Annotated in this window: 16 protein-coding genes; 11 read left to right on the top strand and 5 right to left on the bottom strand. The window is 62.0% G+C overall.

Features of this window, described 5'->3' with window-relative positions; all coding sequences use genetic code 11:
- The first annotated feature begins 70 nt into the window (after nucleotides 1–70).
- The 3 genes from hslV (at nucleotide 71) to THIVI_RS08390 (ending at nucleotide 2,518) form a co-directional block, all read left to right on the top strand.
- Nucleotides 71–625, top strand: coding sequence for an ATP-dependent protease subunit HslV (gene hslV, locus THIVI_RS08400; RefSeq protein ID WP_041447438.1), 555 nt, complete (start codon nucleotides 71–73; stop codon nucleotides 623–625).
- Nucleotides 626–775: 150 nt separating this feature from the next.
- Complete coding sequence (hslU, locus tag THIVI_RS08395; RefSeq protein WP_041447437.1) at nucleotides 776–2,107, top strand: ATP-dependent protease ATPase subunit HslU; 1,332 nt, start codon at nucleotides 776–778, stop codon at nucleotides 2,105–2,107.
- Between the two features lie 48 nt (nucleotides 2,108–2,155).
- Nucleotides 2,156–2,518 (top strand): gamma-butyrobetaine hydroxylase family protein, encoded by a 363-nt coding sequence (locus THIVI_RS08390; RefSeq protein ID WP_014778169.1) that lies wholly within the window; start codon nucleotides 2,156–2,158, stop codon nucleotides 2,516–2,518.
- 59 nt (nucleotides 2,519–2,577) lie between these two features.
- On the opposite strand, the gene THIVI_RS08385 is transcribed toward THIVI_RS08390, so the two are convergent.
- Nucleotides 2,578–3,360 carry a PEP-CTERM sorting domain-containing protein gene (locus THIVI_RS08385; protein WP_014778168.1) on the bottom strand — a complete coding sequence of 261 codons (783 nt, stop codon included), beginning with the start codon at nucleotides 3,358–3,360 and terminating at the stop codon, nucleotides 2,578–2,580.
- Between the two features lie 235 nt (nucleotides 3,361–3,595).
- Between THIVI_RS08385 and ubiE the strand changes: the two genes are divergently transcribed.
- The 4 genes from ubiE to katG all read left to right on the top strand — a co-directional run bounded on the left by ubiE (nucleotide 3,596) and on the right by katG (nucleotide 9,126).
- Nucleotides 3,596–4,345, top strand: a complete 750-nt coding sequence (gene ubiE / locus THIVI_RS08380; RefSeq protein WP_014778167.1) for a bifunctional demethylmenaquinone methyltransferase/2-methoxy-6-polyprenyl-1,4-benzoquinol methylase UbiE — start codon at nucleotides 3,596–3,598, stop codon at nucleotides 4,343–4,345.
- On the top strand, nucleotides 4,342–4,983 hold the full coding sequence (locus THIVI_RS08375) for a ubiquinone biosynthesis accessory factor UbiJ (protein WP_014778166.1): 642 nt from the start codon (nucleotides 4,342–4,344) through the stop codon (nucleotides 4,981–4,983). The genes ubiE and THIVI_RS08375 overlap by 4 nt, the downstream gene beginning before the upstream one ends.
- Nucleotides 4,980–6,632: a ubiquinone biosynthesis regulatory protein kinase UbiB gene (gene ubiB / locus THIVI_RS08370; RefSeq protein ID WP_014778165.1), complete on the top strand. Its 1,653-nt coding sequence runs from the start codon at nucleotides 4,980–4,982 to the stop codon at nucleotides 6,630–6,632. Before THIVI_RS08375 ends, ubiB begins: the two co-directional genes overlap by 4 nt.
- Nucleotides 6,633–6,951: 319 nt before the next feature.
- On the top strand, nucleotides 6,952–9,126 hold the full coding sequence (gene katG / locus THIVI_RS08365; protein ID WP_014778164.1) for a catalase/peroxidase HPI: 2,175 nt from the start codon (nucleotides 6,952–6,954) through the stop codon (nucleotides 9,124–9,126).
- A 315-nt stretch (nucleotides 9,127–9,441) separates the two neighbouring features.
- On the opposite strand, the gene THIVI_RS08360 is transcribed toward katG, so the two are convergent.
- Together THIVI_RS08360 and THIVI_RS08355 are read right to left on the bottom strand one after the other, a co-directional pair.
- Nucleotides 9,442–9,888, bottom strand: a complete 447-nt coding sequence (locus THIVI_RS08360) for a tetratricopeptide repeat protein (RefSeq protein ID WP_014778163.1) — start codon at nucleotides 9,886–9,888, stop codon at nucleotides 9,442–9,444.
- Nucleotides 9,889–10,121: 233 nt separating this feature from the next.
- Nucleotides 10,122–11,627 carry a multiheme c-type cytochrome gene (locus THIVI_RS08355; protein ID WP_014778162.1) on the bottom strand — a complete coding sequence of 502 codons (1,506 nt, stop codon included), beginning with the start codon at nucleotides 11,625–11,627 and terminating at the stop codon, nucleotides 10,122–10,124.
- Between the two features lie 378 nt (nucleotides 11,628–12,005).
- On the opposite strand from THIVI_RS08355, the gene THIVI_RS08350 reads away from it, so the two are divergent.
- The gene (locus tag THIVI_RS08350) at nucleotides 12,006–12,587 is read left to right on the top strand and encodes a c-type cytochrome (RefSeq protein ID WP_014778161.1); all 582 of its coding nucleotides are present in this window, start codon (nucleotides 12,006–12,008) and stop codon (nucleotides 12,585–12,587) included.
- A gap of 13 nt (nucleotides 12,588–12,600) precedes the next feature.
- Nucleotides 12,601–13,881 carry an NAD(P)/FAD-dependent oxidoreductase gene (locus THIVI_RS08345; RefSeq protein WP_014778160.1) on the top strand — a complete coding sequence of 427 codons (1,281 nt, stop codon included), beginning with the start codon at nucleotides 12,601–12,603 and terminating at the stop codon, nucleotides 13,879–13,881.
- A 31-nt stretch (nucleotides 13,882–13,912) separates the two neighbouring features.
- Here THIVI_RS08345 and THIVI_RS08340 read toward each other — a convergent pair whose 3' ends face one another.
- Together THIVI_RS08340 and THIVI_RS08335 are read right to left on the bottom strand one after the other, a co-directional pair.
- On the bottom strand, nucleotides 13,913–15,508 hold the full coding sequence (locus THIVI_RS08340) for an ABC-F family ATPase (RefSeq protein ID WP_014778159.1): 1,596 nt from the start codon (nucleotides 15,506–15,508) through the stop codon (nucleotides 13,913–13,915).
- A gap of 126 nt (nucleotides 15,509–15,634) precedes the next feature.
- The gene (locus THIVI_RS08335) at nucleotides 15,635–15,838 is read right to left on the bottom strand and encodes a cold-shock protein (protein ID WP_014778158.1); all 204 of its coding nucleotides are present in this window, start codon (nucleotides 15,836–15,838) and stop codon (nucleotides 15,635–15,637) included.
- A gap of 403 nt (nucleotides 15,839–16,241) precedes the next feature.
- On the opposite strand from THIVI_RS08335, the gene THIVI_RS08330 reads away from it, so the two are divergent.
- Complete coding sequence (locus THIVI_RS08330) at nucleotides 16,242–16,874, top strand: CBS domain-containing protein (RefSeq protein WP_014778157.1); 633 nt, start codon at nucleotides 16,242–16,244, stop codon at nucleotides 16,872–16,874.
- Nucleotides 16,871–17,419, top strand: coding sequence for an HPP family protein (locus THIVI_RS08325; protein WP_014778156.1), 549 nt, complete (start codon nucleotides 16,871–16,873; stop codon nucleotides 17,417–17,419). Before THIVI_RS08330 ends, THIVI_RS08325 begins: the two co-directional genes overlap by 4 nt.
- The last annotated feature ends 519 nt before the right edge of the window (nucleotides 17,420–17,938 follow it).

Below are 17,938 nucleotides of genomic sequence, written 5' to 3'. Positions count from 1 at the left end.
CGTCCGAACCCTCGGTCAGTCCTGAATTCAGGATAGAATGAAGGTCTCCAATCGGTCACACGGGTTCACGATGGAAAATTTTCGCGGTACGACAATCCTCTCGGTCCGACGCGGCGGTAAGGTCGTGATCGGCGGCGACGGTCAGGTCTCGCTGGGCCAGACGGTGATGAAAGGCAATGCGCGCAAGGTGCGCCGGCTCTATAAGGGGCAGGTGCTGGCCGGATTCGCCGGTGCCACGGCGGATGCCTTTACCCTGTTCGAGCGCTTCGAGGGCAAGCTCGAAAAGCATCAGGGTCATCTGACGCGCTCGGCGGTCGAACTGGCGAAAGACTGGCGCACCGATCGCATGCTGCGGCGTCTGGAAGCCTTGCTGTGCATCGCCGACGCGACCACGTCGCTGATGATTTCGGGGACCGGCGACGTGGTGGAGCCGGAGCATGATCTGATGGCGATCGGCTCGGGCGGCGCCTTTGCCCAATCCGCCGCACGCGCGCTCCTGGAAAACACCGACCTCGGCGCGCGCGAGATCGTCGAGAAGGGTTTGCATATTGCCGCCGACATCTGCATCTATACCAATCATAATTTGGTCATAGAGGAACTCGACGCCGTGACCGGCGAACCGTGACCGGCGCGTTGAGCGATGGCCATCCCGGATTTCCAAGGTTAAGTTGGCGTTGACTCCGTCTCGACATATCCGGTCATAAAGAAGCGACTCCGACTTTATTTCATGAAGCGATCCGACGCCCCGGTTCGCTTCGCGCAATGGATGGAAGACATGTCTGAAATCACCCCACAGCGTATCGTCGCGGAACTCGACAAACACATCGTCGGTCAGGACGACGCCAAGCGCGCCGTGGCGATCGCGCTGCGCAACCGCTGGCGCCGCTCGCAGATCGCCGAGCCCATGCGTTCGGAGATCACGCCCAAGAATATCCTGATGATCGGTCCCACGGGTGTCGGCAAGACCGAGATCGCCCGACGGCTCGCTAAGCTGGCGAATGCCCCTTTCATCAAGGTGGAGGCGACCAAGTTCACCGAGGTGGGGTATGTTGGGCGCGACGTGGAATCCATCATCCGCGATCTGGCCGATATCGGCGTGAAGATGGCCCGCGAGCAGGAAATGGCCAAGCTGGCCGATCAGGCCGAGGCCGCCGCCGAGGAACGCATCCTCGACGCGCTGCTGCCCCCGCCGTCCGGTTTCGAGGAAGAGACCCGTTCCGCCGCCAGCTCCAAGACCCGCGAGAAATTCCGCGACAAACTGCGCGCTGGCGAACTCGACGATCGGGAGATCGAAATCCAGCTTTCGGCCACCCCCCTTGGGGTCGAGATCATGGCCCCGCCCGGCATGGAGGAGATGTCCAGCCAACTCCAGGGGCTGTTCCAGAATCTGGGCCAGGGCCGGATGAAGCGGCGCAAGCTGCGCATCCGCGATGCCCTTCAGATCCTCAAGGACGAAGAGGCCGCCAAGCGGGTCAATGACGAGGATCTGAAACTGCGCGCGATCGAGAACGTGGAGCAGAACGGCATCGTCTTTCTGGACGAACTGGATAAGGTCACCAAACGCGGCGAGGCCATGGGCGGCGCCGATGTCTCGCGCGAGGGGGTGCAGCGCGATCTGCTGCCGATCGTCGAGGGCAGCACGGTCTCGACCAAACATGGCGCGGTGCGCACCGATCACATCCTCTTCATCGCCTCCGGCGCTTTTCATCTGTCCAAGCCTTCGGACTTGATCCCGGAATTGCAGGGCCGTCTGCCGATCCGGGTCGAACTCAAGGCGCTGACGACCGAAGATTTCGTGCGCATCCTGACCGAGCCGGATGCCTCGCTGACCGACCAATATCGCGCGCTGTTGGGAACGGAAGGCGTGCATCTGGATTTCACCGAGGACGGTATCCGGCGACTGGCCGAGATCGCCTGGCAGGTCAACGAGCGGACCGAGAACATCGGTGCGCGGCGTCTGCATACGGTGATGGAGCGGTTATTGGAGGATGTGTCCTATAACGCCTCCGACTTGGACCGGGTCACGGTGACCGTCACCGCCGCCTATGTGGATCAGAATCTGGCGGGGCTGGCGGCCGACGAGGATCTCTCCCGCTATATCCTCTAAAAAACGCTCTGGATTTTCCTGACAACTGATAACTGACAACTGACTACCATGCCCACACCCACCGAACTGAACCTGCATCGTCAATCCCGCGTGTTGGAAATCGCCTACGAGGACGGCGCCCGTTTCGCGCTGCCCTGCGAATATCTGCGCGTCTACTCGCCTTCGGCGGAGGTCCAGGGCCATGGCCCAGGCCAACGTGTCCTGCAACTCGGCAAGGAAGAGGTCGGCATCGACCGGATCGAGCCCGTCGGCAACTACGCGGTCTGTCTGCATTTCGACGACGAGCACAACACCGGCATCTATTCCTGGGATTACCTCTATCGGCTCGGGACCGAGCAGGAACAACTCTGGCGCGAGTATCTGGACGAGTTGGAGAAGGCCGGACAGGCGCGCAAGAACAAGCCGTCCTGAAACCAGGTGATTGTCCGCCGGGCGCTGTCACGGTTTTGCCGATTGTCATGAAATGTCAGTCAAGCCGCGCCGCTTGGCGGTTTTCTCGCTCCGCTGAGTCGCAATCCGTTTCCTTTTCTCAGGCGCGCACCGACGAGACCGACAAGACCGGTGCCGAACAGCAGCAGAGCGGATGGTTCCGGAACGGTGGTCGAAGACATCGACATGTTGTAGACCGATGGGTTGGGAATGTGCACGATGAGATCTTGAATCTTGTCATTTTGAGCCACCATGTAGCGACCAGTCAGCGCGTTTTTCATGTCGGAAGTTAACGCGATTTTGCTGTAAGCAGCTAAATATGTTGAGTAATAATCTCCGATCTTCCCGGTACTCGTGACCTTGAACGCACTTCCTCCTAAAATTTCCCAGATCAGCCCCTGCAAGGCCGCTGCCTGATGTTTTTTGTCCTTAGTGTCCTTGGTGGAGTTGGAGCCGCTGGTTTTTGGAGCATAAGTATCGATCAGCCAAGCGATCTTAAAATAAGAGTCGCCCATTGCGCTCAGATCGGCTAATTCGTAGGCGTAGGTTGTTTCGTAGACGTGCTGGTAGTAATCGACGCAATAGCCATAGGTGTCGTAACTGATCAGACCCAATTCCTGCGCGGTGACGTCCAAATCGAATTCGGTTGTTAAGGGTGAGAAATCGTCTCCCGCATTTGTCGTTGGCCCCTCTGTTTTTATGTCTTGCGTGTAATTCCAGTCAACCTTAATCGTGGCAGCGATCAGGCCGGCCTGAACCTCCAGCGCATTCCAGGCGACTGCAAGTCCGATGGATGCAATCAAGAGCGTTCTGATCGGTTTCATTTTTTGGTTTTCCTGAATGTGGCGCGGCCAAAAGGTATGTGGTCAAAAACTCGCTTACTGAAGTAAGGCAAATACCACGCCATGTTCTAGTTCTTTTAACTAACTGCCAAACCATGTCCGCGCCCTGGCCCCTCACCGTATCCGCGGATCTCCTTGGGGTTTGGTGTAAACTACCCGCCATCGTGTCGGGCGAGTCTGTTCGCCCATTCGTCCACTTCGAGATCAGGGACACCCTATGTCCAACGATAAAACCACCCACTTCGGCTACCAGCAGGTGCCGGTCGCAGAAAAGGCCGCGCGGGTGCGCGAGGTGTTCGACTCGGTCGCCTCCCGCTATGACCTGATGAACGATCTGATGTCGCTCGGCATCCATCGCCTCTGGAAGCGCCACGCCATCGAGCTGGCTGGCGTGCGCCGGGGACAGCGGGTGCTCGATCTGGCCTCGGGCACCGGCGATCTGGCCGATCGTTTCGCCGGCATCGTCGGCCCCGAGGGTTGCGTGGTGATGTCGGATATCAACGCGGCCATGCTCACCGAGGGCCGCAGTCGCATGCTCGACCGCGGCCGGGTCGGCAATCTGCATTACACCCTGATCAACGCGGAAAAGATTCCCTTTGGCGATGACCGGTTTGACTGTGTCACCATCGGTTTTGGTTTGCGCAACGTCACCGACAAACAGGCGGCGCTCGACGAGATGTATCGGGTGCTGCGGCCAGGCGGGCGGGGGCTGATCCTGGAATTCTCGCATCCGGTCAGTAAGTCGCTCGGCAAGGTCTACGATCTCTACTCCTTCTCCGTGCTGCCGACCCTGGGCCGTCTGGTGGTCAATGACCCCGGCAGTTACCGCTATCTGGCCGAATCCATCCGTATGCATCCCGATCAGGAGACTCTGCGCTCCATGATGGAGACGGCCGGTTTCGAGCGCTGCGAATACTTCAATCACAGCGGCGGCATCGTCGCGATCCATCGGGGGTACAAGCTGTGACCGAGGGCATCCAGATCCCGGACGCGCTGCTGGCCGTGATGGAACAGGCGGTCAATCGCTACATCGCACTCGATCCCGAGGGGGCGGACGGCTTCGCGGCGCTGTCGGGCCGCATCGTCGCGATCGAGATCAAGGGGTTCGGCACGCGCGTGACGATCATTCCGAACGCGCATGGATTGCAAATCTTCGGCGCCTACGACGCACCGCCGGACTGTCTGATCCGCGGCACGCCGCTTGGTCTCGCGCGCATGGGCATGGCCGAGCGCAAGGAGACTCAGCTGATCTCGGGCGAGGTGGAAATCACCGGCGATACCGCGCTGGCACAGGCGTTCAATGCCGCGCTCGCCCATCTGGAAGTCGATTGGGAGGAGCAACTGGCGCGTGTGATCGGCGATCCCTTTGCGCATCGGGTCGGCAGCCAGTTCAAGGCCGCCGAACAATGGGGACGGCGGACCTCCGAGTCGCTGACGGACGATTTGAAGGACTATCTTCAGGAAGAGCGCCGTTTGGTTCCGACCCGCTACGAGGTCGACGCCTTTCTGACCCAGGTCGATACCCTGCGCGACGATGTCGAGCGGGTCGCCGCCCAGATCGACCGCCTGGTTCGGCGCGCGACGGAATCCGGCGTCCAGCAATGATCGGACCCCGTCAGGCTCTGCGTCTTTTTCGGATCAATTGGGTTCTGCTTCGCCACGGTCTCGATGAGGTCATCCTCGCCACGCACCTGTTCCGGCCGCTGCGCTGGATTATGGTTCTTCTGCCCTGGCACTGGGTCAAGCGCGATCTGCCGGCCTACCCGGTGCGGGTGCGCCGCGCGCTCGAGGATCTGGGGCCGATTTTCGTCAAGTTCGGACAGATCCTCTCCACCCGGCGCGACCTGCTGCCGGACGATCTGGCGGTCGAACTCGCCAAACTCCAGGACCGGGTACCGCCGTTTGGGGGTGCCGAAGCCCGCGCGCTGATCGAAAAGGCATGGGGCTGCTCGGTCGACGCGGTGCTGGATGAATTCGACCCCATCCCGTTGGCCTCCGCCTCGATCGCCCAGGTTCACACCGGACGCCTGAAGGACGGGACCGAGGTGGTGGTCAAGGTGTTGCGACCTGGCATCGAGCGCACCATCGGTCAGGATCTCGGGCTGATGTACACCGTCGCCGAACTCGCCGAACGCTACTGGAAGGAAGGCCGGCGACTGCGTCCGATCGAGGTGGTGCGCGAATACGAAAAGACCATCTACGACGAACTCGACCTTCAGCGCGAGGCCGCCAACGCCTCGCAGATCCGGCGCAACTGGATCAACAGCGAGATGCTCTATATCCCCGAGGTCTACTGGGACTGGACCCGATCCAACGTCATGGTGATGGAGCGCATCTACGGCACTCCGGTCAGCGATGTCGTCACGCTCAAGGCCCAGGGCGTGAGCATGAAGCAACTCGGCGAACGCGGCGTGGAGATCTTTTTCACCCAGGTCTTCCGGGATAACTTCTTTCATGCCGACATGCATCCCGGCAATATCTTCGTCGAACCCTCCGGGCGCTATATCTCGATCGACTTCGGGATCGTCGGCACCCTGACCACCGAGGATCAGCGCTATCTGGCCGAAAACCTGCTCGCTTTCTTCGAGCGCGACTATCGGCGGGTCGCCGAGTTGCATGTCGAATCCGGCTGGGTGCCGCACGGCACGCGCGTGGATGAGTTCGAGAGTGCGATCCGCACCGTCAGCGAGCCCATCTTCGAAAAGCCATTGGCCGAGATCTCCTTCGGGCACTTTCTGGTGCGTCTGTTTCAGACCGCGCGGCGCTTCAACATGGAGATTCAGCCGCAGTTGGTGCTGCTGGAGAAGACGCTGCTCAATATCGAGGGGCTGGGGCGGCAGCTCTATCCGGAACTGGATCTCTGGACGACCGCGAAGCCCTACATGGAACGCTGGATGAAGGATCAGATTGGTTTCAAGGGTCTGTTCGACCGCACGAAACGCAACCTGTATTCGGTGGCCGATCAGGCGCCCGAATTGCCTCTGATCGCGTATCGTATGCTGATGGCGTATGACAAGCGTATGCGGATGGATGCGTTGCTGCCGGGAAGCAATCATGGTTCGCGGGAGGCGCAATCGCTTGGCGCGGCCAATTCAATCCGGGCGCTTGGCGGGGCGACCCTCATCGTCTGCGGCACGCTGATGTTACTGCTCGGCCCCGGTCATTGGCTCCAGGAGTCCCTGGGCGCGATACTGGTCGTCATCTGTTATCTGGCTGGCGCACTGTTGTTCTTCTCAGCCGCGCGGCGGGCGTGACGGAAGACTGGCCGGTGTGGATGGACTGTGATGTGCAGGGCGTCGCGCGCCCATCTCCGAATGGGACGAAGCGGTCATCGGCCGCGCATCGGCGCATGATGCCTAAACGCTGATTGCTGTCAGTCTTGAGATACCCGACCTCCGGCTACAGATCGCTCAATGAAGATCGATAGACGGGAGCAATCCGCGAGATCCGGCGAAACGATTGGCCCTCGGCATCGACTGTCCATATTCTCTGTCCGTGCTCGTCGAGCTAGATGCTCGACGAGCAACTAAGATCAATGAACTTCACTCACTGAAACCACGAGCGGAGATCGAGATGGATAAGCATGCAACGACGACTGCTGGCAAGTGTCCCGTGATGCACGGCGGAAATACCGCCGCTGGAACATCGGTCATGGAGTGGTGGCCGAAGGCGCTGAACCTCGACATCCTGCATCAGCACGACACCAAGACCAATCCGATGGGCGAGGGCTTTCACTATCGCGAGGCGGTCAAGACACTCGACGTCGAGGCGCTCAAGAAAGATCTGCGCGCCTTCATGACCGACAGCCAGGACTGGTGGCCCGCCGACTGGGGCCATTATGGCGGTCTGATGATCCGCATGGCCTGGCACGCGGCGGGTACCTACCGGATCGCCGACGGCCGCGGCGGTGCCGGCACGGGCAATCAGCGCTTTGCGCCGATCAACAGTTGGCCAGACAACGTGAACCTGGACAAGGCCCGTCGTCTGCTTTGGCCCATCAAGCGAAAATACGGCAACCAGATCAGTTGGGCCGACCTCATCGTGCTCGCCGGCACCCTGGCCTATGAATCGATGGGGCTGAAGACCTTCGGTTTCGGCTTTGGCCGCGAGGATATCTGGCACCCCGAAAAGGACATCTACTGGGGCTCGGAGAAGGAATGGCTGGCGCCCACTGACAACCCCAATAGCCGTTACTCCGGCGAGCGTGATCTGGAAAACCCGCTGGCCGCCGTCATGATGGGCCTGATCTACGTCAACCCGGAAGGCGTCGACGGCAAACCCGATCCGTTGCGCACGGCGCAGGACGTGCGCGTGACCTTCGCGCGCATGGCGATGAACGACGAGGAAACCGTCGCCCTGACCGCCGGCGGCCATACGGTGGGCAAATGCCACGGCAATGGCGATGCCGGCCTGCTGGGACCGACTCCCGAAGCCGCCGATCTTGAGGATCAGGGGCTGGGCTGGATCAACAAGACCGCCAGGGGCATTGGCCGCGACACCGTGTCCAGCGGTCTCGAAGGCGCCTGGACCACCCACCCGACCCAGTGGGATAACGGCTACTTTGCCATGCTGCTCAACCATGAGTGGGAATTGAAGAAGAGTCCGGCTGGTGCCTGGCAGTGGGAGCCCGTCGACATCCAGGAAGAAGACAAGCCCGTCGATGTCGAAGATCCCTCGATCCGCTACAACCCGATCATGACCGATGCCGACATGGCCATGAAGATGGACCCCGAGTATCGGAAGATCTCGGAGCGGTTCTATCAGGATCCCGCCTACTTCTCGGAGGTCTTCGCGCGGGCCTGGTTCAAGCTGACGCACCGCGACATGGGGCCGAAGGCGCGCTACCTCGGCCCCGATGTCCCGCAGGAAGACCTGATCTGGCAGGATCCGGTGCCCGCCGGCCGCACCGACTACGCTGTCGACGCCGTCAAGGCCAAAATCGCGGCCAGCGGCCTGAGCATCGGCGAGATGGTCGCCACCGCCTGGGACAGCGCTCGCACTTTCCGCGGTTCGGACAATCGCGGCGGCGCCAATGGCGCGCGCATCCGGCTCGCCCCGCAGAAGGACTGGGAAGGCAACGAACCCGCGCGTCTGTCTAAAGTACTGGGCGTACTGGAGCCCATCGCGGCCGAGACCGGTGCGAGCCTGGCCGATGTCATCGTCCTGGCCGGCAATGTCGGCATCGAGCAGGCGGCCAAGGCGGCCGGTGTCGAGATCACCGTTCCCTTTGCACCCGGTCGCGGCGATGCCACCGAGGCGATGACGGATGCCGAGTCGTTCGAGGTGCTGGAACCCATTCATGACGGCTATCGCAACTGGCTCAAGAAGGACTACGTGGTCAGCGCCGAGGAACTGATGCTCGACCGGACGCAGTTGATGGGTCTGACCGCCCATGAAATGACGGTGTTGGTGGGCGGCCTGCGGGTTCTGGGCACCAATCACGGCGGTAGCCGGCACGGCGTCTTCACCGATCGCGAAGGGGTGCTGACGAACGATTTTTTCGTCAATCTGACGGACATGGCCTACACCTGGAAGCCAGCCGGCAACAACCTGTACGACATCCGCGACCGCAAGACGGATGAGATCAAATGGACGGCAACCCGGGTCGATCTCGTTTTCGGATCCAACTCCATCCTGCGCGCCTATGCCGAGGTCTACGCGCAGGATGACGGCCAGGAAAAGTTCGTGCACGACTTCGTGGCTGCCTGGACGAAGGTCATGAATGCCGACCGCTTCGATCTGGCCTGAGTCTTGGAGACGTCCTCACGGCGCTCGCCGGCGCCGAGAGGACGTCGAGAAAACACCAAAAGCCTCGGATTGACCGGGGCTTTCTGCTTTAGCAACGCATGGCATGCGCCCAACCAAATCTCATTTTGACGTAGGAGCCCGCTTGCGGGCGACTTGTGGGCCAGCGGGCTTATTAGGTTTGCTTGCCGGCGAGTGGGTTGGCGGACCCAAAGGCTTTTGGCAAGTCATATCGCCCGCAAGCGGGCTCCTACGATGGCGGATAACGCCAAAATGAGAACGGCTGGCGTGCGTGGCGGCTTCTCGAACGACCCAGCCTCAGTGCGTCGAGGTGCCGCCGGATGAACTCTCGCGTCCATCGAGCCAGACGACAAGGCGGTCGATCTCCTGACCCTTGGCCGGGTCAATACCCTTGGCTTCGACCAGTGCGGCGCGGGCCAGAGCATACCGCCCGAGATGAATTTCGGCGACGGCCATGCCGATGAAGGTTTGGGCATTGCGCGAATCGAGCATGATCGCCTCGCGGAACTGGCCGATGGCGGCGGTCTGCTCCTGCTTCAGCAGCAGCGCGCCGCCGAGCCGGGTGTGAGCGAGCGGTGATCGCGCATCCTGGGCGACGGCCTGCTCGAACACGCGCGCCGCCGCGTCGATCTCGCCCGCCTGGAGCTTGGTTTCGCCCTGCCGGATCAACTCACCGATGTCGGCGGCGGCGACCGTCTGGGATAGAACCAAGAGCACGATGAGCGTTGAAGATAGGAAACGCATGATGATTCCTCGGGTGGGGTTTGTTCGGGGGCGATGCAGCACTGCCATTAAGTTAAGGATTTTCCGTTTGCCCTGAGCTTGTCGAAGGGTGGGCGGGAAATCCTAAGCCTCTGAGTGTAAAGCCGTTCATGGTTCGACAAGCTCACCACGAACGGCTTAACTTAATGGCAGTGGGGCGATGCAGGGAAAGGTGCCGCGCTCAGGGAGGGGCGAGATCAACTCGCCCCCTGGGCTCATTTCATCGACCCCGCCCCATACCGCGCCTCAAAGCCCTTGCGCACGTTGTCGAGCTGTTCCGTGCTCATGCCGTTGAAGTACCAGTCATGCCCTTCGTTCGGGGCGAAATATTTCTTCAGCATGGCGTCGGCGAACACCTCGTTGCCGTCCTTCTTGTGCACGAGTTCCTTCAGCTCGGGGATCCACTCGAAGTAGGTGTTCTTGCTGACATCGTAGATGCCGTGCCACCAGGTGTAATCCGGGCCGTTCATGGAGGCGCCGTGACGGGCGCGGCGTCCCTCGTGGTGCCAAATCTCCCACCAGACCCATTCGATCTTCTCGTCGAAGGGTGCGGGCGTGATGTAGCCGGCCGTTTTCAGCTCGTCCATGACGGCGGCGATCGGCTTGGCGAACTTCTCGTTATAGAGATCGACGACATCGTCGAACTGTTTGTAATGCCCCTCGATCACGCTGGTCGAATGACAGCCGAAACAGACCGCCTCCATCTTGGCGCGGCGGTCCTTCCAGGTCAGCACCTCGACGACGGTGGAGTCCTTGGCCGCGTCGCCGACCTTGGGGAGTTCTTTACCCTCGGGGACGTCGAACTCCTGGCCGTTCTCCAGCCGGACCAGGTTGATCTTGGTCGAGATGGGCGGACGCAGGGTCCAGGAGATGCGCTCGCCGACGTTATGCGTCTTGCCGGTGCCCGGGCCGGCGCTCATGTGACAAGTCGCGCAGGTCGGGGCGGCGCTGTAATCCACGCCGGCGACCCATTTATCCGACTCCAGATTCATCTCGTCGACCTTGGCGCGGTAGATGATGCCGTGCTTGGATTCGTTGTAGATCTCGATCTGCGGGTGATCCGGGCCGACATGGCACTTGCCGCAGGTATCGGGCGTGCGGGCCTGGGCGCGCGAGAAGCGATGACGCCCGTGACAGGCAGTGCAGGAGCCGAGACTGCCGTCCGGATTGACGCGGCCGATGCCGGTGTTGGGCCAGGTGCCGGGGGTGGGACGGCCCTTGTCCTTGCCCTCGGCGATGAATTCCAACTCACCACCGTGACATTGCTTGCAGCCGGCATTGACCGCCGCCGGCCCGCCGACCACCTCGCCGAGCAGATTGTCGAGCGAGGCGAGGATCTGACCCGCCTTGGCGTGGTGCGACCCGTCCATCTCCTCGAATTCGGTCTTGTGACAGGTCGAGCAGTCCTTCGGCGTGACGACGATGGAGATCAGCGCGTCCTCGTGCTTGAAGGCGTCGATCTCGCCCTCCTTGGCCTGGTGACAATCCAGACAGGTCACGCCGGCCTGACCGTGCTGGCTGCTGTTCCACTCCAGATAAAGTCCGGGACTCTCGATCATGTGGCAGTCCACGCATTCCTGACCGCGCGGATCGCCCCAGTCGACGCCCAACTCGCCGCCTGGACGCGCGGCGTTGGCCGCGGTCGCCAGGACTAAGAGACCCGAGGCAATCAAGACCTCGACTAGCTTGCCCGCGATGGACCCTTGCGGCTGTCGCTTCATGGTGCACTCCTCCTCTTTGGCTTGTGGTGATCGGTCAGCGGATGCGAACGGGAGCGAATCGGTTCCAGCGTCGCGGCTGGTCTGTCCGCGATCCTGCCGCGCGGATTCGAGAGCCTGCCCGCGCAACGGACCTTATTTTTGTAACCTGGGTGAAGGTGCCCATGGATTGGCCGTTCGGCCTTGATCTATCTCAAATCCAGCCAGTCAGTTCCAATCAGTCCGCGCTTTCCTCAACGTCGTCCGCGCGCCCTTGATCGAAATCAAGGCCGCGAGCGCGTCGGTCGGAGAGAGTCGAGGCAAACAAGAAACAGCGCCAGCACCGCGGCGGAACCTCGCGCTCGGCCGGCTCGGCGCCCGACCCACCACAGGAGAACCCTCATGAGACATCGCGCCTGGTTGTCCATGTTCGCGCTCGGGCTGCTGACCAGCCTCAACCTTCAGGCCGGTGGCGTGCGTTCGCCGAGCATGCTCGCCAATACCTGCGCCGGTTGTCACGGAACCAACGGCGCCAGCGCCGGAACGCAGATGCCGAGCATCGGCGGCATGGACAACGGCTATCTGTTTTCGGTCCTCAGCGACTACAAGTTCGGCGTGCGTCCCTCCACCATCATGGGCCGCATCATGAAGGGCTATTCCGATCAGGAAATCTGGGCGATCGCGGCCTTTTTCGGCGAGCAACCCTGGGTCTCCACGGATCAGGTCGCGGTCGCCGACCGCATCCACGCGGGCCGCGAGATCCATGAGCGCCAATGCGAGAGCTGTCACGAAGACGGCGGACGCGGGCAGCACAACGAATCGCCCCGCATGGCGGGTCAGTGGTCCGGCTATCTGCGTTATGCGCTCGAAGGCTGTCGGGAGATCGGCCGCCGCTGTAGCCCCCTGAAAATGGGCGCGCGGGTGATGCAGCTCTCCGACGCCGAAATCGAGTCGCTGGCTCGGTTCTATGAAAGCGAAAAATAAGGAGTCAGCCCAGATGACCGATCTTCAGCGCAGGGCCTTTCTGAAATCCTCGGCGCTGGCGATGACCGCCGCGCTGCTGGGGGCGTCCTCCCGACTGTCGGCGACCACGCCCAAGGCGCGGATTCTGGTGGTTGGCGGGGGCTTCGGCGGTGCCATCGCCGCCAAGTATCTGGGGATGGCGGACCCGGATCTCCGGGTGACGCTGGTCGAAAAAGAACCGGTGTTCATCTCCTGCCCGATGAGCAACGAAGTCCTGAGCGGCGAGCGCGACCTCAAGGATCTGACCTTCGGTTATCGCGGACTGACCCGGCAGGGGATCGCCGTCGTCCAGGACGAGATCGTCGAGATCGATCCCGTCCAGCACTTCGCCCGGGGCGCCAGCGGCAACCGCTACAACTACGACAAGCTGATTCTGTCTCCGGGCGTCGGCTATCGCTGGGACGCCATCGAGGGTCTGTCCGAAGCCGTCTCCGAGCGGTATCCGCATGCCTGGAAAGCGGGGCCTCAGACCCTGACACTGCGCCGCCAACTGGAAGCGATGGAGGATGGCGGCGTCTTTGCGATCGTCGCGCCGCCCAATCCCTTCCGCTGTCCGCCCGGACCCTACGAACGCGCCGCCCAGGTCGCGCAGTATTTCAAGCGGCACAAGCCCAACTCCAAGATCCTCATCCTCGACGCCAAGGATGCTTTCTCCAAGCAGGGCCTATTTCAGGCGGGTTGGAAGCAACACTATGGCGAGATGATCGAATGGGTGCCGGCGGCGGGGGGCGGAACCGTCGAGGCCATCCATCCCGACTCCGGCACCCTGGTGGGGGAGGTCGAGGAATACCGGGGCGATGTCATCAGCCTGATCCCGCATCAGAAAGCCGGCGCCATCGCCGAGCGCGCGGGGCTGACGGACGCGACCGGCTGGTGTCCGGTCGATCAGCAAACCTTCGCGTCGAGCCTGCACCCGGACATCCATGTCATCGGCGATGCCTGCATCGCCGGCGCCATGCCGAAATCCGGCTATTCCGCCAACTCGCAGGGCAAGGTCTGCGCCGCCGCCATCGTCGCCGCGATTCATGGGAACGCGCCGCCAGAACCCTCCTATGTCAACACCTGCTACAGCCTCATCGCGCCGGATCATGGGATTTCGGTCGCGGGCGTCTATGCGCTGGACAATGGCCGGATTCAGGAGATTGCGGGGGCTGGAGGCGTGTCGCCGATGGATGCAGACGCGCGTTACCGTGCCGTCGAGGCGCGGTTTGCCCACGATTGGTTCCGCAACATCACGGCGGATATGTTTACCTGATGACCTTGCCGGCGCCAGGGATGGACGGCTCCTAAGCCGCCGCGCCCGTACTCCGCAGATAATCCTCATAGTTGCCGCGAAAGTCGACTACCCCGGCGCGCGTCAGCTCGATGATGCGGGTCGCTAGCGAGGAGACGAATTCCCGGTCGTGACTGACGAAGATCAGAGTACCGGGATAGTCCTCCAGCGCGGTGTTGAGCGATTCGATGGATTCCATGTCCAGATGGTTGGTGGGTTCGTCCATCAGCAGAATATTGGGTTTTTGCAGCATCAGCTTGCCGAACAGCATGCGGCCCTGCTCGCCACCGGAGACGACGTTCACGGGTTTCTTGATCTCGTCCTGGGAGAACAGCAGCCGCCCCAGGGTGCCGCGGATGATCTGCTCGTCGTCGCCGGGCTGTTTCCACTGATCCATCCAGTCATAGAGGCTGGTGTCCTCGGCGAAATCGGCGGCGTGGTCCTGCGCGAAATAACCGAGCTGGCTGTTCTCCGACCATTTGACCGTGCCGCTGTCGGGCGTCAGATCGCCGACCAGGCAACGCAGCAGGGTGGTCTTGCCGATGCCGTTGGGGCCGATGATGGCGACCCGCTCGCCGACCTCGACGCTCAGATCGAGACGGCTGAACAGGGGCGTACTGTCGTAACCCTTGGCCAGCGACTCCACCTCCAGCGCCAGACGATAGAGCTTCTTGTCCTGGCCGAAGCGGATGAACGGATTGACCCGGCTGGAGGGCTTGATGTCCTCCAGCTTGATCTTCTCCATCTGACGCTGACGCGAGGTCGCCTGCTTGGCCTTGGAGGCGTTGGCGGAGAAGCGGCTGACGAAGGTCTGCAACTCGGCGATCTGCGCCTTCTTCTTGGCGTTGTCGGCATACTGGCGGGTGCGCGCCTGACTGGCGGCGGTCATGTATTCGTCGTAGTTGCCGGGATAGACGCGCAGCTCGCCATAATCCAGGTCGGCCATGTGGGTGCAGACGCTGTTCAGGAAGTGGCGATCATGCGAGATGATGATCATGGTGCTGTTGCGCGCGTTCAGCACCTCTTCGAGCCACTGGATGGTGTGGATGTCCAGGTTGTTGGTGGGCTCGTCGAGCAGCAGGATGTCCGGATCGGCGAACAGCGCCTGGGCGAGCAGCACGCGCAGCTTCCAGCCCGGCGCCACCGCGCTCATGGGGCCTTCGTGCTGTTCCAGCGGAATCTCCAGCGCCAGCAGCAGCTCGCCGGCGCGGGACTCAGCGGTGTAGCCGTCCAGCTCGGCGAAATGCACCTCCAGGTGCGCGACCTCCATGCCGTCTTCCTCGCTCATCTCCGCCAGTGCGTAGATGCGGTCGCGTTCCCGCTTGATCTTCCACAGCTCGTCGTGACCCATGATGACGGTATCGAGCACCGTCTGGTGCTCGAACGCGAACTGATCCTGGCGCAGCTTGCCGAGACGCTTGCCGGGATCCACCGAGACGTTGCCCGCGCTGGGCTCCAGATCGCCGCCCAGGATCTTCATCAGGGTGGATTTCCCACTGCCGTTGGCGCCGATCAGGCCGTAGCGATTGCCGCCGCCGAACTTGACGGAGACATTCTCGAACAACGGCTTGCCGCCGAACTGCATGGTGATGTTGGCTGTGGAAATCAAAACGGTGTCCCGGAAAAACTTGAGGGGGAAAGGGTGGGCCGCCAGCGTTCGCGGAGCCAGAAATGAAAAAGCCCCGCCAAGTGGCGGGGCTTTTTTGGTCAGGTGACGAGCACCTGACGCCCAGGATTACTGGGGGACGACGTTGGTCGCGCTCGGGCCTTTCTGACCTTGCTCGACGTCGTAGGACACGCTTTGCCCCTCGGCCAGCGACTTGAAGCCACTGCCCTGGACGGCGCTGTGATGGACGAAGACGTCCTTTGAACCATCGGAAGGAGCGATGAATCCAAAGCCTTTTTCGTCACTGAACCACTTAACGGTGCCTGTAGCCATTACGGTAATCTCTAAATCTTTAAAATGAAACTGAACGTGTGTATGTGCAGACGACTGTCTCGATATTACGGAAGGATCTGCCACGCACGACGGAGAGGTGGAACGACCGGAACACTACAAGAAAACACTGCACTGCGCCTATGGTGCCCAAGACGGGACGATTCGGCAAGATCTTTCGACATTGAATCGATCGGCGGGGGGTCGCCGATGCCGCGATACTCCGGATTGGGGCGGTCGGTTTGACCTGTATCAAGGCGTCAACCGCCCCTGGCCAGTCCAATGGGCGCACGACTCGACCACCGATCCCCGAACACGCGCACGGCCCGCCGGCTTGGCTCGATCCATCTTCGCGCGCCCAGGCTCAAGGCGGCGCCGAACGCATCGCATCGGAGTGCACCTTGCCATGACCGAGAGTTCGTCCGCCGACCCATTGGCCCCGACATCTTCCCAGGACGATCTCGCCGAGATCGAGATCACGGACGACGATATCCTGGAGGCGATGCGCGAAATCCCCGGCTATCTCGATATCACCACGATGGATTTCCGCGCCGTCTATCATCTGGCGCATCGTCACGCGATCGATCGGCTCTTCGGCGGCATCACCGCCGGGCGACTGATGCGCGACCAGGTCAGCCCGCTAACGCCCGACATCCCGCTTGCCGAGGCCATCCCCAGTTTCGTGCGCCAGGGGCTGAAATCGCTGCCAGTGGTGGACGGACAGCGGCGCGTGATCGGTATTCTGACCGAGACCGACGTGCTGCGCGCGCTGGGGGCGGAGACCTTCCTCGCCCTGCTCGCGCGCGTGATCGCGGACGCCGGGTGCATCCAGTCGGAGCAGCACCATCGCCCGGTCGGCGACCTCATGACCGCGCCCGCGGTCAGCGTGCCGCTGGACGCCGGCCCGCGCGAGTTGGTCGCCGCCTTCGCCAGTCATCCCGGCCGCGCCATGCCCGTGATCTCGGCCGATGGCCGTTTGGCGGGCCTGCTCTTGCGCAAGGTCTTTCTGACCGCCTGTCACCTGGATCGCGAGCCATGAGGCTCAATGGCTATTTTAACAAGATGCGCGGCAGCGCCCATGGCAGCCCGCCTCGGGTCAGCCTGTCCGAGGTGCTCTGGTCGTGGACAGGCGCGTTTTTAGGGATCGCCGCCGTCGCCTGGCTCAATCAGCGGTTCTTCGCCGGCAGCGATCTAACGCTCGCCATCGGCTCGCTCGGCGCCTCGGCGGTGCTGGTCTTCGGCGCGGTGCGCAGCCCGCTGGCGCAGCCGCGCAATCTCATCGGCGGGCATGTGCTCTCGGCGCTGGTGGGCGTGACCTGCTGGCAGTGGCTGGGCGGAGAGCCCTGGCTGGCGCAGTCGGTCGCGGTCGCCACCGCCATCGCTCTCATGCACCTGACCCGCACCCTACACCCGCCGGGCGGGGCGACCGCGCTCATCGCCGTCATCGGCTCCGATCAGGTGCATGCCATGGGCTATCTCTTCGTGCTGCTCCCCGCCACGCTGGGACCGCTGGTGCTGCTCGCCGTGGCACTGTTGTTCAACAATCTCCCTGCCGCCCGACGTTATCCGGAGTTTTGGCTGTAAGTTGCCGGTTCAGTCGATCATCCCCCGGTGACGTTCATTGAACAAGCTGTGTTTTGCTGTATCGTCGCCATTCACCATGCGGCAATCAACGTCGCCACTCCCGTCCCCAGCGGGTTTCGCCCGTTCAGTCCGTCTCTGTCCGATAGTCGCTCGGAATCTCGGAATCCCTTTGACTTGACGACTGGCATTGTGATTCCTAAATAAAGCGGGTAATCCCCCGGCTGTGTCGGGGTGACAGTAGCAGTTTGACATTTCCGGTAGTCCATCGGGGACAGTCCGTCTTGTGAGCTGCCAAGCACGCCCTTGTGGAGAGTCCCGATGGACAAATTTGAGAGCCTAAGTCACTCCAATGGGAGTGCAAACATCCATTGCGTTCATTCCGAAATATCGCCGCCGCGTCGTCTCGACAGTCGGTCGGGATAGAGCGACGATGCGTGCCTATATCCAGCACCGGTAGCGCGAAGATCCGCGACTTTGATCTGCCCACGAATTTAAAGCCCCCGGCTTTGTCGGGGGATG

The sequence above is a fragment of the Thiocystis violascens DSM 198 genome, from assembly GCF_000227745.2.
In the GTDB taxonomy this organism is placed as follows: Bacteria; Pseudomonadota; Gammaproteobacteria; order Chromatiales; family Chromatiaceae; genus Chromatium; species Chromatium violascens.
The sequence above is the reverse complement of the archived record's forward strand: the minus strand, read 5'-3'. Positions and strand labels throughout refer to the sequence as shown.